This window comes from Comamonas sp. BIGb0152 (assembly GCF_024809975.1).
In the GTDB taxonomy this organism is placed as follows: Bacteria; Pseudomonadota; Gammaproteobacteria; order Burkholderiales; family Burkholderiaceae_C; genus Comamonas.
In genome coordinates this window covers 439472-452056 of the sequence record NZ_JANUDY010000003.1, presented here as the reverse complement: position 1 = coordinate 452056, position 12585 = coordinate 439472, and the positions used below count along the sequence as shown (strand labels likewise).

10 protein-coding genes are annotated in these 12585 nt (G+C 64.1%); 7 read left to right on the top strand and 3 right to left on the bottom strand.

The annotated features are described in order from the left end of the window. The first annotated feature begins 207 nt into the window (after window positions 1–207). The 3 genes from M2375_RS08940 to M2375_RS08930 all read left to right on the top strand — a co-directional run bounded on the left by M2375_RS08940 (window position 208) and on the right by M2375_RS08930 (window position 5580). Window positions 208–3816: a choice-of-anchor P family protein gene (locus M2375_RS08940; RefSeq protein WP_259165275.1), complete on the top strand. Its 3609-nt coding sequence runs from the start codon at window positions 208–210 to the stop codon at window positions 3814–3816. A 499-nt stretch (window positions 3817–4315) separates the two neighbouring features. Beyond that, window positions 4316–4945: a DUF6806 family protein gene (locus M2375_RS08935; protein WP_259165273.1), complete on the top strand. Its 630-nt coding sequence runs from the start codon at window positions 4316–4318 to the stop codon at window positions 4943–4945. An 86-nt stretch (window positions 4946–5031) separates the two neighbouring features. Then, a complete protein-coding gene (locus M2375_RS08930; RefSeq protein WP_259165272.1) occupies window positions 5032–5580 on the top strand; it encodes a YgjP-like metallopeptidase domain-containing protein in 549 nt (182 codons plus the stop codon). On the opposite strand, the gene murI is transcribed toward M2375_RS08930, so the two are convergent. Beyond that, complete coding sequence (gene murI, locus M2375_RS08925) at window positions 5577–6428, bottom strand: glutamate racemase (protein ID WP_259165270.1); 852 nt, start codon at window positions 6426–6428, stop codon at window positions 5577–5579. The genes M2375_RS08930 and murI overlap by 4 nt on opposite strands. A gap of 66 nt (window positions 6429–6494) precedes the next feature. Next, window positions 6495–6869, bottom strand: coding sequence for a hypothetical protein (locus M2375_RS08920; protein WP_259165269.1), 375 nt, complete (start codon window positions 6867–6869; stop codon window positions 6495–6497). A 208-nt stretch (window positions 6870–7077) separates the two neighbouring features. Between M2375_RS08920 and M2375_RS08915 the strand changes: the two genes are divergently transcribed. Further along, entirely contained in the window at window positions 7078–7782 is a 705-nt protein-coding gene (locus M2375_RS08915) for a YebC/PmpR family DNA-binding transcriptional regulator (RefSeq protein ID WP_182327268.1), read from the top strand. Between the two features lie 175 nt (window positions 7783–7957). Further along, window positions 7958–8236, top strand: coding sequence for a PsiF family protein (locus tag M2375_RS08910; RefSeq protein ID WP_182327269.1), 279 nt, complete (start codon window positions 7958–7960; stop codon window positions 8234–8236). Between the two features lie 130 nt (window positions 8237–8366). Here M2375_RS08910 and M2375_RS08905 read toward each other — a convergent pair whose 3' ends face one another. Next, window positions 8367–9392 carry a porin gene (locus M2375_RS08905; protein ID WP_259165266.1) on the bottom strand — a complete coding sequence of 342 codons (1026 nt, stop codon included), beginning with the start codon at window positions 9390–9392 and terminating at the stop codon, window positions 8367–8369. A 293-nt stretch (window positions 9393–9685) separates the two neighbouring features. Here M2375_RS08905 and M2375_RS08900 point away from each other — a divergent pair, with 293 nt between their 5' ends. Both M2375_RS08900 and M2375_RS08895 read left to right on the top strand, forming a co-directional pair. Continuing rightward, window positions 9686–10303, top strand: a complete 618-nt coding sequence (locus M2375_RS08900; protein WP_259165264.1) for a Crp/Fnr family transcriptional regulator — start codon at window positions 9686–9688, stop codon at window positions 10301–10303. 197 nt (window positions 10304–10500) lie between these two features. Continuing rightward, window positions 10501–12528: a diguanylate cyclase domain-containing protein gene (locus M2375_RS08895; RefSeq protein WP_259165262.1), complete on the top strand. Its 2028-nt coding sequence runs from the start codon at window positions 10501–10503 to the stop codon at window positions 12526–12528. Window positions 12529–12585: the final 57 nt, after the last annotated feature.

The following is a 12585-nucleotide window of genomic DNA, read 5'->3' as shown; positions in this document are numbered from 1 at the left end:
CATGAAGCCATAGCTTGCCTCTGCTTGGGCTTATATATCGTTTCAATAAAGTAATTTACGCTTTACAGGAATTAGCAGTACCTTTGTCTTTGTGAGTAGTTGTGTTTGTATGAGCAATCAGCAGCACCTGTCCTCGACCGCCGGTAGTGAAGGTCTGAGCAGATCACACCGACACGGGCGTTCTGGCGTGGTGCAGAAGGAGACGCTATGAAACCGCTTGGTGCACAGAGAGCCATCCGTCGTCTGCTGTATGGGGGGCTTGCCAGCATGGCCCTTGTCTGCAGCGTTTCCGCCTGGGCGGCGTCCTCCGGAACGGGCCGGGCCTATGGCCTGTCTGTCACTGCCGATGTGGTCGGCGTGGGACTGGATATCCCGGCCGCCGATACAGGGCAGAAAAGTGCACCACCGGATTTCAACACCCCCGCCTCCGTTGCCAACGTCGGCGTCAGTGCCGGGATCCTGAGTGTGGGTACCGGTGTCATTAATTCCTCCACCAAGAGCACGCTGGCGCAAAACAGTGTGGTGTCCAATACCTCGGTCAATGGGCTGAACCTCACCCTGGCAGGTTTGGCGCTGGGTGCCAATACCATCAGCTCTGAAGCACGCATGGCTTGCGTCAACGGCGTGCCGCAAGGTTCGGGCGATGCCGAAATCCTCGGCGGGACAGGAGCGCTCAACGGTGTGAGTGCGACAGTCAACGGGCTGGTCAATCTGACGATCGGCCTGCCCACCTTGGGCACAGAGGTGGGCGTCAAGCTCTACACCAATGAGCAAAGCCAAAACGCCACGTCGATGAGTGTGACGGCGCTGCGCATTGAGCTGGTGGCCAAGGCGCTGACCCTTCCGTTGCTCAGCGCCTCGGTGGTCGTCGGCAACTCCACTGCCTCAATGCCTGATTGCAAACCGACCGTCACCCTCAACCCCTTGCCACTGATCACCGCGGGCAACCAGACAGCGGTACCTGTCAGCGGCAGCTGCAGTGCCGGCAGCGGCAATGTGGGCATCACTTCCAGCCCAGCAGGTGTGAGCCAGTCTCTGCCTTGCACGCAGGCTGGCAGTTTTAGCGGCAGCGTGAACGCCCAAGGTTTGCCGGATGGCACGGTGACCCTCACGGCCACCCAGACCGCATCCTCGGTGACGGCGTCCGCGAGCCAGACAACCACCAAGAGTTCAGGCTCGGTACCGCCCCCGGTGGTGACGGTCTCTGCAGCACCTGCAATCAACGCGGCCAACCAGGGCACTTACACGGTCTCCGGCAGCTGCTCGGCCAATGGGGAAGCGGTCGCCATCATGCTGGGCTCGGTGCCAGCTTCTGCGGTATGCGGTGGCGGCAGCTGGTCGGCCTCGGGTATCAATGTGAGCGGACTGCCTGATGGCATGGTCACGGTTACGGCATCGCAGACGGTAGGCGGCCAAACGGGTTCGGGCAGCCAGGTCACTGGCAAGGATGCGACAGCGCCCTCGGTGGCCATCACCTCGGCGCCGGTGATCAACGCGGCCAACCAATCGGCCTACGGCGTGACGGGCAGCTGCTCCGAGAGCGGAGTGGCGGTCACTGTGCGCGTGGGCAGCGTGGCTGCAGTGCCTTCGCCGGTGTGCAGCAGCGGTATCTGGTCGGCCTCGGGCATGGATGTCAGTGGCCTGCCTGCAGGCGCGGTCACGGTGAGCGCAATGCAGACTGACGCGGCCGGCAATACCGGCAGCGCCACCCGCGCCACCAGCAAGGAAAGCACGGCCGCGGCGGTCACGGTGAGCCTGGCTCCCCGGATCAACAACGGCAACCAGGGCAGCTACAGCGGTGTCTCCGGCACCTGCAGTGCCACGGGAGGCACGGTGACGGTCGCCATTGGCAGCGTCAGCAGCACGGTAGCTTGCAGCGGCGGCAACTGGTCGCTGAGCGGTGTGGATGTGCGCAGCCTGCCCGATGGCACGGTGCTGGTGAAAGCCTCGCAAACGGTGGCTGGCGCGGTCATCTCCGGCTCGCTCAACACGGTCAAGGACACAACGGCCCCCGCGGTCTCGATCACCACGGCCCCGACCATCGACGTCTCTAACCAGGACGCCTACAGCCCGGCGGGCACCTGCACCAGCGGTGACGGTGCGGTGACGGTGAGTGTCGGCGCGGTGCGCGTGACGGTGGCCTGCGTCAATGGCTCCTGGACAGCGCCTGGCATGCAGGTAAGTGCCTTGCCCAAGGGCTCCGTGACGGTGACCGCCTCGCAGACCGACGAAGCAGGCAACACCGGTAGCAGCACGCGCCAGGTGACCAAGACCTCGGACCCCAATGGCGAGCTGCCGGTCGGCCGGATCGCCGCCCAGAGCGGCACCTGGATCATCACTGAGGAGCTCAATGGCGAGCCAGGGCGGGGCATGGGCATCGACATCCAGGACGGGGTCTTGTTCATGCAGGTCTACAACTACCGTGAATCCGGTGCGCCTACCTTCCACACGGCGCTGGGCACCCTGGTGGACAACAAGCTCACGGCGCCGCTGTACTTCTACGAAGGCGGGCGCTTCTTCGGCAGCGAAGCGCGTGATGGCCATGAGGCGGGAAGCCCCGGCAATGTGGTGATCACGTTCACCAGCCGCAGCACCGGAACCATCCAGTTCCCTGGCGAAACGGCCAAGGCCATGCAGCGCTACGACTACGAAGGCACGCCTGCCGGTGTGTTTTCCGACCCCGCGTTTGTCGACCGCTGGGCCATGGTCGAGTTCAACAGCAACCACCAGCCGGTGCGCAGCTGGTGGGCCGATATCGGCAGCAGTGCGCAGGTCGCGATGAGCAGTGACCTGGCAGTGGCCTGGCCTTATCCCGCGACGGTGGCCACGACGGTATACGGTTTTGGCGGCACCTTGAGCGGCAACGTGGTAGCCCAGTGCAGCTACGGTGGCAGCGGTCTGGTGTTTAACTGCTCGGGCAACCGGTTGAACGCGACCAGCAGTGGTGCGGTGATCGCGCTGACCCTGCACCGGGGTGTGGACCAGCTGAGCGGTACCGTGCGTGAAGGCGGTGGCGAGGCCCTGCGCCTGGTGGGCTTCCGCGTGGCACGGGCGGCCTACACCCGGCAGGACAACCAGAATGTGCGCACCAGCTACTACGCACCGGGCTATGCACCAGAGTCGGGTACCTGGGTGGTGGGCAATGAGCTGACGGGCAGGCCTGGTCGGGGCATCTCCATCGAGCTGCAAAAACCGACCAACAACGAGGACCATATGCTCTTCATGTCGGTATACAACTACGAGAGCAGTGGCCAAGCTAGCTTCCACAGCCTGTTGGGCGCGCACGATGCATCTACCACGCCGGAGCCCAACACCCCTGATCTGCCAGCCGTGCAGTACCAGGGCGGGCGCTACTTTGGTGGCCCGGCTGCGATTGCTAGGTTCAAGGCCGATGCCGGCCTGGCCAAGTCGATCCACTTCACAGCGCCATCGATCGGGACGATTGCCTTCCCTGGTGAGCAGTCCGTGCAGATCGAACGCTTCTACTATGGGGTGAACAAGGGCTCGGCCCAAGCGCTGCGCGGATCCTGGGTGGTGCTGTCGTCCAGTGCTGCAATGCCAAGCCGCATCCTGCGCTTCCAGACACGCGATCAGAACTCGGTGATCGATACCGACTCGGGCTATGTGTGTGTCGCCGAAGTGCTGCGCCAGTTCAACTACCGCTGCAGTGCGTCTTCCGGCTTGCCCGCGTTCCGGTTCGTGGCCGGCTTCTACGGCGCCAGCACCGGCATTGTGGGCGACGCAGTGGATGCCCCCACGATCACCGTGGTGCGGGTGACCGACCCGAGCGGCGAGATGGTGCAGGCCGGCGACTGAAGGCCATAGCCCCCACCGCTGGCTTGCCCAGGGCAGCAGCGGTGGCCGCTGACCCTGCAAAACCTGGTCTTGGGGCGGAACTGTTAAAATGCCCAGGCGCCATGCATTACAGAGCAACGGTTTCGCAGAAAAACACTGCAAACCGTTGTTTTTTATTGCCCGCGCCACAGGTGCTGCGCAGCCCCCATCGGGAAGCTGGCAGCAAGGAGAATGGTTTGGGGATCCTGGCCGGCACCGGCGACGAGACCATGCGCCAGCCAGCAGGCATCCTGCTGGCTTTTTCTTCGTCTGTGGTCGACAAACCGGGCACAATGTCCGATATTGTGGATACTGCGCCGCTCGGGTGGGTGGCGCATGGAGAGTCGCTGGCACCGGCCCTTGCAGATGATGAATGTGCAGGCGGGTGTTGGCGCCTTGTGGAGGCGATGCGGCGTGCCGTGTCATCAGGCGTGGGGTTGCAAGCACAGGCGAGCAGCCCCCATTTAGGAAGGTACAGAACATGCCCAGTTACAACCCACCCTTTGAGATCCATGTCCACGGACAAGTGCAGCTGCGTGCCGATGTCGGCTTTGACCAGTTGCAAGAAGCCTTGAAGCCGCTGTGGGCCTATGCGGGCGCCAAGTCGCTGGTCGATGGCTCCGAGAGCGCCTACGACGAAGAGCCAGGCATTTTGTTCGAGCCCAAGGACCATATGCTGCAGATGTGCTGGACGGTGCGCGGTGACGATGATTTCCGCCAGTCGCTCGATGACATGTGCATGAACCTCAACGAGCTGGCCGACCAGGGCTCGGCCATTGAGGTCACCTTCTACGATGCCGAGTTCGACGACGAAGAGCAGGACCGCAGCGCCGAGTCGCGCGACGACTTCATGATGCTGTTTGTGGGCCCGACGCCTGCGGCCATCATGCAGGTGCAGCGTGACATGCTGGTGCAGGATGTTGTGAGCACGATGGAGCGCCATTTTGATGCGGGCGAACTCGTCGGTGTGGTGGGCGAGATCGACAAGCTGTTCAGCCAGCGCTTTGATGCCCTGGTTGATTCGCTGGAGATCGGCAAGCCCCCGCGCGGCACCGGTGGCCCAGGTGGCGGCCATGGCAGCGGCGGACGCCGCCCACGCCATTTGCATTGAGCCATGATGGCCTGCGCCTGCTAGGGCGCAGCGCCTGTTTGTAATCCCAAGGCAGCCGCTGTGCTGCCTTTGTTGTTGGTCTGTCCATGTCTAGCCCTGTCTTGCTTCCCTATCTGCAGTCCTACCCCGCCAGCTTGCAGCAGCAGGCCGGCAGCTTGCTGCAATCGGGCAAGCTGGGCCAGTGGCTGCTGCAGCGCCACCCGCAGCCGCACCAGATGCGCTCGGACAAAGCCTTGCATGCCTATGTGATGGGGCTCAAGGGCGAGCACATGCGCAACAGCGCCGCCTTGGCCAAGGTGGTGTATGACAGCAAGCTGCAGCTGGTCTACCAGGCGCTGGGCATCCATGTGCGTACCGGTAAAAACCATGGCGGCAAGACCCAGTCACGCCATGAGATCCGCATTGGCAGCCTGTTCAAGCACGCGCCGGAGTCCTTTTTGCGCATGATTGCCGTGCATGAGCTGGCCCACCTGCGCGAGTCCGACCACAACAAGGCCTTCTACCAGCTGTGCGAATACATGGAGCCGACCTACCACCAGCTAGAGCTGGAAGTGCGGCTGTACCTGACCTGGCTGGACCAGGGCGGCCACCGGCTGTGGCAAGTGGCGGGCGAGGCCGCCGACAACGCCGCCTAATCAGCGGCCTGGCACAGCTGCGGCGGCAGCCCCAGCCACTGCGCAGCGGCGTACTGCAGCGCCTTCAGCTCACCGGTGGTCATCAGGCTGCAGGCCTGGTCAGCGCCTGGGGCTTGCGCTGGCTTGCGCAGCATGCCGGTGGCATGCAGAAGGCTGTAGGTGCGGCGGGCTACCGGTGTGGCGGTGTCTAGCAGGCTGACCTGATCGCCAACGAGTGCGCGCAAGGTATCGGCCACAAAAATGTAGTGGGTGCAGCCCAGCACCAGGGTGTCGATCTGGTCTGGCTGCGGGCCAAAACTGCCCATGGTGGCCAGATAGGTCTGGCACAGGGCCTGGATATGCGCAGCATCGGCTGCCGCATCGCGCCCGGGCCGGGTGCTGTCTTCAATCGCCCGCGCCAGCCCATTGCAGGCCTGCACCACAAAGCGGGTTTGGGTGGCATGCGCCGCCTGCAAAGTCGCAAAGCGGCTGCTGCTGACGGTGCCCTGGGTGGCAATCACGCCCACTACATGGGTCTGGCTGAGCTGGGCGGCGGGTTTCAAGGCCGGCTCCACACCGACGATGGGCAGGCCTGGGTGCTGCTCGCGCAGGCCTTCAATGGCGGCTGCCGTGGCCGTGTTGCAGGCAATCACCAAGGCTTTGATGTCGTGGTGCTCGCGCATCTGCTGGGTGATGTAGGCGCTGCGCTGCTGCACAAAGGCGTCGCCACGCTCGCCGTACGGCGCGTTGCCACTGTCTGCTATGTAGACAAATTGCTCATGGGGCAGCACATCGCGCAGCGCCTGCAGCACGCTCAGGCCGCCGATGCCGCTGTCAAAAACACCAATGGGGGAGAGGGGACTGGGCATGGGGGCGTGCAGGGTGAGAGCTTGTAAAAAGGAGCGGGCGCGGTGATTGTAGGCAGGCTGCGGGTTTTATGCATCGACTGCTGCCAGCAGCATCAGGCAGGTGCAGACAATGCTGATCAGCCAGACCCCGAGTGCCACGCCCAGCACATGGGACCAGCGCGGCAAGGCCGGGCGCCAGCGCCGCAGCAGGCAGTGCAGGGGCGTGATGAGCAAAGCCTGCAAAAAGCTCGCCGAGATGAGGATGGGCCAGAGGCTGTCGCCAGGGATGGCCTTCAGCAGCGCGCCGTCGCCCGCCCAGACAAAGAGCTGTTCGGCAGGCGCGTAGCTTGCAAAGCCGGGCAGCCCCAAGCTGACAAAGGACAGCAGCAGGCCGCCCAGGCTCCACATCAAGGGCCTGCGCTGCGCGCGCGTCCACTGCCACAGGGGCTGCAAAAAAGGCATGGCGGTATTGTGCCCCTGAATGGCAGCGGCATGCCCAGGCGGCCCGAGGGGCCGCAGCGATGCCTGGTATTTTTTGGAAAATTTCCCCTTATACGGCGCATAGCCTTGGGCGGCGGTGTATAAATTTGCCCTACCAATCTGGGCTTTGCCCGGCATTGTTGCCAGCAGCGAAAGTTGCTGCCCAACCAACAACTAGGAAAACGCAGCCATGGGCGCGCAATGGAAAGCAAAGGGCAAGGCGCTGGTCGCCGATGCCAAAGGAAAACTCTTTGGCAAATTGGTCAAGGAAATCACGGTGGCAGCTCGGCTGGGTGGCGGTGATGTGGGCAGCAATTCGCGCCTGCGCATGGCCGTCGAAGCCGCCCGCAAGGCATCGATGCCCAAGGACACCTTGGAGCGCGCGATCAAGAAGGGCTCGGGCGCTGGCGCCGATGCCGTGAACTATTCGACCGTGCTGTTCGAAGGCTATGCACCCCACCGCGTGCCGGTGATGGTGGAATGCCTGACCGACAACCCCAACCGCACGGCACCCAATATGCGCGTGTGCTTCCGCAAGGGCCAGCTGACGGCGGTGGCCTGGGATTTTGACCATGTGGGCATGGTCGAGGGCGAGCCTGAGAATGGCGCCGATGTGGAGCTGGCCGCGATCGAAGCCGGTGCGCAGGATTTTGAGCCCGGCGAAGAAGAGGGCGTGACCCTGTTCATCACCGAGCCCACGGACCTCGATACCGTCAGCAAGGCCTTGCCTGAGCAGGGCATCAAGGTGCTGTCGGCGAAACTGGGCTACAAGGCCAAGACGCCTATCAGCATGGGCAGCCTGCCTGCCGAGGCACAAGAAGAGGTGCAAGCCTTTTTGGCCGGCCTGGAGAACGACGACGATGTGCAAAACATCTATGTGGGCCTGGTGGACTGAGCTCCGCCATCAACCTACCCCGAAACGGCCGATGCGGCCGTTTTTTTATGGGCGGCCGCGAAGGCGGCGTAGGCAGTTTGCGCTTCTTCATCATTTGCCCATTGACATGCAGGGCCAGATATGCAGAAATTCGTTTGCGCTGGTCGTCGGCGTAGTTTAGATAAGAGCCCATTCCATGAAAAAACTCATCGTCCTGGCCAGCATCGCGCTGGCATCCCAGTTTGCATTGGCCGCCGACAAGGCCCCTACTGCCCAGCAGCAACTGATGGGCACCTGCAACACCGAGGCCAAGACCAAGGAGCTCAAGGGCGATGACCGCAAGGCCTACATGTCCAGCTGCCTGTCCGACGGCCGCAAGCGTCAGCAAGAACGCATGAAGACCTGCAACGTCGATGCGACGGGCAAGAAGGGCGATGAGCGCAAGGCCTTCATGAGCGAGTGCCTGAAGAAGTAAACGCCTTGTCCGATTCGGTGCGCGAGCGCCGGGTCTGCTGCACCAGCAAGAAAAAACGCCAAGCATGCGCGCATGCCTGGCGTTTTGCGTTGTGGGCCCGGAAGGCCGCACAGGTCGCTATGCGGATGGTTTAGAAGCGGTGGCGGATACCGACGCCAAAGCTGGTGCCGTTGCCAAAGTCCTTGACCTTGTCGTACATCACGATGGCATAGCCATCGGTGCGCTTGGAGAAGTCGTAGTTGTAGCCAACCGAGACGGTGTCGCGCTTGGCATTGCTGTCCTGCAGCTTGCTGTGCGCCCAACCGGCGAGGATGCGGCTGGTGGCGCCCAGCGGTACCGTGGCGCCCAGGCTGGCGGTCTTGATCTTGCTGTCGGTGTCCTTGCCGGTGGTCTGGCCGTAAGTGGCATAGGCCTTGGCAAAACCGGCGTCATAGCTGGTGCCGACCATCCAGTTGCGGTAGTTCTGGTCCAGCACGGTGGGGACGGGGTTGCTCAGGTCCACGGTTTCGTAGAAGGCGGTGACTGCCAAGGGACCGCTGGCATAGGTGGCGTTCAGGCCGATGTTGTTCTTGCCACCTTCGCCGGCCTGCTCACCAAACTGGTAGTGCAGGTTGCCGCTGAAGCCACCCACTTTGGGCGTGCTGTAGATCACTTGGTTGCCCCAGCCGGTGTCCGACGGGTTGCTCTTTTGCCAGCCGCTCTTGTTGAACAGCGACACGTTCTGGTGCAGCACCAGCGGCGAGAAGGTGAACGAATCCCCAAAGGGGTTCATCGAGATGGTGGGCACAAAGTTGGGTGCCACGGTGCGGCCCAGGGTAAGGGCACCGAAATCGCCCGACAGCGATACCAGCGCATCGCGCGACCAGAAGATATCGCCGTTGAAGCGGCCGGGCGTGCCGGTGTCAGCGCGCATAAAGCTGGTCAGCAAAAAGCTGGCCTTCAGGCCGCCGCCCAGGTCTTCGGTGCCTTTGAAGCCAAACCAGGAGGTGGTCATGCCACCGCTGCCCAGGGTGGAGGTGCGGCCGTCGTCGCCGGGGGCCTTCATCGAGCCGATATACATATCGACCAAGCCTGTGGCGGTGACAGACGATTGGGCCTGGGCTGCAGAGGCGCAGGCGGCCACCACGGCCAGGGCGAGCAGTTGTTTGTTGTTCATGGCAGTCCTTTGTTACAAGCGTGTGAATTTGTGAGAGCGGTGCATTGTGAAGTCAGCGCCGACGTCTCTGAGCAATATGTGTGCCAAACGATAAAAAATCCGCTGGTAAAGACCCGAGGTGTGGCGTGTACGCCGCATATCAGCGGTATACGGTTTTTGAATGGCGCGGGGGCGCAGTTGCTGGCTAGGGCTAGGTATCGGGGTTGGCGACCGGCATTTTTCTGATGCTGAGCCCCGGCAAGGATTGATGTAGCTCAATGCGCGTCCGGCGCAATCACGGCAAAGTGCGGACCATGCCTGACTCACTCCGCCTGGATGAATTTGCCCTGACCAGCACCAGCGCTGGTGCCTTGCTGCGCCAGCGCCACCAGCCGCTGCTGGAGGCGCTGTACCTGGAGCGGGGATCCGTCGCCTTTGGCGTCCAGGAAGAGGGGCGCATGCGCCATCTGCTGGGCGTCATGGAGGGACCGTGCTGGCTCGATGCCGCGCCCGCGTTGGCGAGCCAGCCCTGCGCGGTGGACATGGTGGCCCAGACGCCCGTGCAGTGCCGCGCCGTGCCGGTGGCGCATTTGCGCAGCTATCTGCAGCGCTGGCCGGTGGAAGCCCAGGGCCTGGTGACCAGCATGGCTCAGGGGTACTGCCAGCAAGCGGCGCTGGCCGTCAGCCGGGTGGCACAAGACGCCGTGGCCCGCTGCGCCCAGTGGTTGCTGCAGCATGCCGAGCCCGGCGATGGGGGCCTGCGCGTGCGTCTGGCGCAGTCCAAGCGTCAGATTGCGGCCCATCTGGGCATTGCGCCCGAGACCCTCTCGCGCGTGCTGCGCCAGCTGCGCGACCAGGGTTTGCTCGACGGTCTGGGCAAGAACCTGTGGCTGCCGCAGCCCGAATCCTTGCGCCAGCTGGCCAAAGCTTGAGCGGCATTGCCGCCCCGCCTTTCAGGACACCACAAACCGGCGCCCGTAACCCGGGTTTTGTCCGTACGGTCTTTTACCGATACCGCAGGCTGTTGTAAACAGCGAACATGTGCGCACCTGAGAGGAGGTACCACATGCCCCAGTCTGTTAATTGCCATCACCGCGCGCATGCCGCTGCGGTGGCAGGGTAGGGCGGCATGGAGGGGAGGGATCTGTATCTGTACCGCCCGCCGGGTGCCACGCCGCAGCTAGAGCCACCGCGTGATGCAGCCGGGCCCTGGCTGTGGCGCCTATGGCTGGCCGTGCCCCTGATGGTGCTGCTGGGGGCGGCGCTGGTGCAGTGGCTGGCCATCCAGACCAGCCAACAGGCGGTCATAAGCCAGCTGTCGGCCCAGCAGGCCGACGAGACCGAGATGCTGGCCAAACTGATGGGCAGCAAGCTGGAGCAAAGCCAGAAAGTGCTCAGCAGCTTGGGCGAGGCCGCTGCACCCTGGGTGCAAAGCCCCGAGTCCCAACCGCCGCCGCTGCTGGACCAGGGCCTGGCGGCCCCCCGTTACTTCGACAGTCTGGTGTTTGCGCGTGGTGCACAGGTGTTTCGGCGCCAGGTGCGCGATGCCGGGGAGGGCGATGCGGCCGTCGAGCCCACCGAGCGGGATTTGCTGCGCCGCGTGATGGTCGATGGCAAACCCCTGGTCTCCGAGCCGTTCAGAAGCGCGCCGGGTGGGCCCAGCATTGCACTGGGCATTCCGCTGCGCGACAAGCAGGGGGCCGTGAAAGGCGCGATGGCCGGGGTGCTGCGCCTGCAGTCGCAAAGCTTGCTGCCGGTGTCCTTGGCCATGAGCCCGCCAGACAGCGGCCAGCTGGTGCTGATGACCTCCGCCGGTGTGCTGATTTCGCACCCCGACCCCTCGCGCATTCTGGAGACCATCGACAACGAAGGCCTGCTTGCACAGGCCTTGCAACGCTGGCGGGACCATGCGGCCAGCGGCGCCTTGGGCGCCCAGTCCTGGTGGCTGGCGCCGCATGTGGTCAGCGTCGCACAGATGCCAGCGGCGCGCTGGTTGGTGGTGCGTGTCATGCCGCATGACCAGAGCCTGCAAGCCTGGGGCCGGCAGTGGCGCAGCTGGTGGTGGTTGCTGGTGATGCCCCTGGCGCTGGCTGCACTCGCCTGGCTGTGGCTGTGGGGGCATACCCGGCGCTTCAGGCTGTTGCTGGCGCAAACCCCGCTGCCCGTGGCGGCCGCTGCGCAGGCTGGCGCTGCCACCGACGAGATCGACCGCATCGGCATGCACCTGCAGGAGCTGCACCGCCAGCGTGATGCGCTGGCCGAGCAATTGCGTCAGCAGCAGCAACTGGCCGAGGGCGTGTTGGCGCATGCCCGCTTCTCCTTTTTGCTGCTGCGCGGCAACCAGATCCAGGAAGTCTCCCAGGCGCTGGCCCATTTGCTGGGCTACAGCCGCCAGGACTTGCTGGGCCAACCGGTGCAGATGCTGGCCATGGCCGACCGCGATTTTGAACTGGCCTGGGAGCAACTGGCCCCGGAGCTGGAACGCCTGGGCAGCGCCGAGGCCAGTGTGGTGCTGCGCCACCAGTCAGGTGCGCCCATCATGGTCAGCCTGCAGCTGGTGCGCATCGCCGATGCGGCGCCGGCCACCTGCTGGTGCTTTGTGCGCGCCGGCCAGGCCCGCGTCGCAGCGCAGTCGCCCAGCCGCATGGACAAGCTCACCTTGCTGCCCAACTACGAGGCCTTGCTGCTGCACCTGACGGCCTTGCTGCAGGCGCGGCGCGAGGGGCTGGACCAGTCCTCGCCCAGCGCGCCGGTGCTGTTCTATGTGAATGTCGACAATATGTCGGCCATCAATGCGCTGGCCGGCCATGCGCAGGGCGATCTGGTGCTGCAGCACGTGGCACGCCAGTTGCAGCTGCTGCAGCCGTTTCAGGGCTATGCGGCGCGGGTGGCGGGCGACAAGTTTGCGCTGGTGCTGCGCCAGTGCAGCCCGGAAAAGGCCCATGAGCTGGCCTCGCAGCTGTGTGACACCCTGCAAAACTGGCAGCCCCAGCTGCGCAGCAAGCATTTTGTGGTGACGGTCAGCATTGGCCTGCTGCAGATCGATGCCTCGTTTGCCGACGCGCTGCAGGCCGTGCGGGCTGCCGACATGGCCAGCTATGGCGCCAAGCGCCAGGGCGGCAACCGCGCCTGCTGGCGCGAGGCCAAGGTCGCATGAGGCGCAAGGGCCGCAGCTTGGGGTAACAACCGGGATGGCTGGCAGGCGCCAACTGCT

Excerpts from the sequence above, each read along its gene's own strand:
- M2375_RS08905 (WP_259165266.1), bottom strand. The coding sequence starts at position 9,392 with ATGAACAACAAACAACTGCTCGCCCTGGCCGTGGTGGCCGCCTGCGCC.
- M2375_RS08915 (WP_182327268.1), top strand. The coding sequence starts at position 7,078 with ATGGGCGCGCAATGGAAAGCAAAGGGCAAGGCGCTGGTCGCCGATGCC.
- M2375_RS08935 (WP_259165273.1), top strand. The coding sequence starts at position 4,316 with ATGCCCAGTTACAACCCACCCTTTGAGATCCATGTCCACGGACAAGTG.
- M2375_RS08930 (WP_259165272.1), top strand. The coding sequence starts at position 5,032 with ATGTCTAGCCCTGTCTTGCTTCCCTATCTGCAGTCCTACCCCGCCAGC.
- M2375_RS08895 (WP_259165262.1), top strand. The coding sequence starts at position 10,501 with ATGGAGGGGAGGGATCTGTATCTGTACCGCCCGCCGGGTGCCACGCCG.
- M2375_RS08920 (WP_259165269.1), bottom strand. The coding sequence starts at position 6,869 with ATGCCTTTTTTGCAGCCCCTGTGGCAGTGGACGCGCGCGCAGCGCAGG.
- M2375_RS08900 (WP_259165264.1), top strand. The coding sequence starts at position 9,686 with ATGCCTGACTCACTCCGCCTGGATGAATTTGCCCTGACCAGCACCAGC.
- murI (WP_259165270.1), bottom strand. The coding sequence starts at position 6,428 with ATGCCCAGTCCCCTCTCCCCCATTGGTGTTTTTGACAGCGGCATCGGC.
- M2375_RS08910 (WP_182327269.1), top strand. The coding sequence starts at position 7,958 with ATGAAAAAACTCATCGTCCTGGCCAGCATCGCGCTGGCATCCCAGTTT.
- M2375_RS08940 (WP_259165275.1), top strand. The coding sequence starts at position 208 with ATGAAACCGCTTGGTGCACAGAGAGCCATCCGTCGTCTGCTGTATGGG.